The sequence below is a fragment of the Microcoleus sp. BM001215392 genome (assembly GCF_036700185.1).
Lineage (GTDB): Bacteria > Cyanobacteriota > Cyanobacteriia > Cyanobacteriales > Microcoleaceae > Microcoleus.
On the sequence record NZ_JAUBOJ010000718.1, the window covers coordinates 1 to 1,339 of the forward strand.

At 44.9% G+C, this 1,339-nt stretch carries 3 protein-coding genes; 1 reads left to right on the forward strand and 2 read right to left on the reverse strand.

What is annotated here, in order from left to right; translation table 11 throughout:
• Positions 1 to 527, forward strand: a 527-nt coding sequence (locus QT974_RS34405) for a Uma2 family endonuclease (protein WP_333472825.1), incomplete at its 5' end; no start/stop codon positions are given.
• A 26-nt stretch (positions 528 to 553) separates the two neighbouring features.
• On the opposite strand, the gene QT974_RS34410 is transcribed toward QT974_RS34405, so the two are convergent.
• Positions 554 to 850, reverse strand: coding sequence for a helix-turn-helix domain-containing protein (locus tag QT974_RS34410; protein WP_194061433.1), 297 nt, complete (start codon positions 848 to 850; stop codon positions 554 to 556).
• Complete coding sequence (locus QT974_RS34415) at positions 847 to 1,197, reverse strand: type II toxin-antitoxin system RelE/ParE family toxin (protein ID WP_333472826.1); 351 nt, start codon at positions 1,195 to 1,197, stop codon at positions 847 to 849. Before QT974_RS34415 ends, QT974_RS34410 begins: the two co-directional genes overlap by 4 nt.
• Positions 1,198 to 1,339 lie beyond the last annotated feature (142 nt).

A 1,339-nucleotide genomic window follows, 5' to 3' on the forward strand; every position in this document is an offset into this window, starting at 1 on the left:
GCTACGAACTAATTGACGGAGAGTTAGTAACATTGCCGCCCGAATCCGAACCCAACACCGCCATTGTCAGCTATCTGTTTTTAGTCCTGGTCAATAGTGGCATCCCTTGGCGGTGTATCAAAACACATATGTGCGAAATCCAAGTTCCGATCCTGCGCGAGGGCGATGCTGCTAACCGCTACCCCGATTTGGTGATTTTGCGGCCCGAACACATCTTGCTGACAGCAATCAGGCTAACCGTCACCCTTGATATGCCACCCCCTCAGTTGGTGGTTGAGGTTGTTAGTCCTGGGAGAATTGGGCGCGATCGCGATTATATTAGCAAACGAGATCAATATGCAGCGCGCAGCATCCCTGAGTATTGGATTGTTGACCCTCAAGAGCAAATTGTAGCGGTACTCCGACTAGAATCAGGTGAGTATGTCGAAGTTGGGATGTTTCAAGGGGAACAAACACTTGTTTGTTCAACATTTCCGCAGTTGAATTTAACGGCTGGACAAGTTTTGGGAGGAGAGTTTCAGTTGTAGAATGCGCCAAATTGCATAATTTTCACCTAAGCTACCTTGGGGCAAATTTCGACTTTGACAGTCATACCTACTTTATTGAGCATTGCAATCAGACTGTCAACGGAAAACTGCCCTATTTTACCTTGAGTTAGAGCTTTGATTCGATCGTTGGACTGTTGGAGATGTTGAGCCGTTTGATCGAGAGTCCAACCGCGCTCTTTGATCTGATGAGTCAGGGCGAGAATTAGTTGCGATCGGATTAGTAAGTTATCAGCTTCTTCAGATGAGAATCCGAGGTCTAGAAAAATATTATCGGCTGCTTGGGTAATAGTATTTTCGCTCATTGTTCCGGTTCTCTTGAGTTTAAACGATTTTGTAACAAATCTTGGTAGCGTTTCTGCCCAATTTCGATATTTTTCTGGGCTGTTTTCTGAGTTTTTTTTTGGAAGGCATGGATCACATAAATAGCTTCTTCAAATCTAGCAATATAGAAAACCCGATAGGCATTTTCTGTCCGAATCCGAATTTCTTCAACGCCTTTACCTACGATCGACATCGGTTTAAAGTCTGGTGGTTGTATACCCTGCTGGAGAGTCCAAAGTGAAAAACCGGCTTCTTTTCGGGCATCTTCAGGAAGAGATTGGATTTCTTCGCGGGCAGGGCCAACCCACCGAATCGGCTTGATGGTCATCGAGTTTGTTGAGAATCGAATACTGTGACAATTATACTCAAGTATTGCCTTAAGTATTTTATTTCTTCAGCGCTCTATGTCGGTTAGTTCACCCGCCGATTTGAGACATGGTGCGGCTGTAATTTCCTTGAGTAGTTCCCGA

Coding starts and splice junctions, on each gene's coding strand:
- QT974_RS34410 (WP_194061433.1), bottom strand. CDS start 850: ATGAGCGAAAATACTATTACCCAAGCAGCCGATAATATTTTTCTAGAC.
- QT974_RS34415 (WP_333472826.1), bottom strand. CDS start 1,197: ATGACCATCAAGCCGATTCGGTGGGTTGGCCCTGCCCGCGAAGAAATC.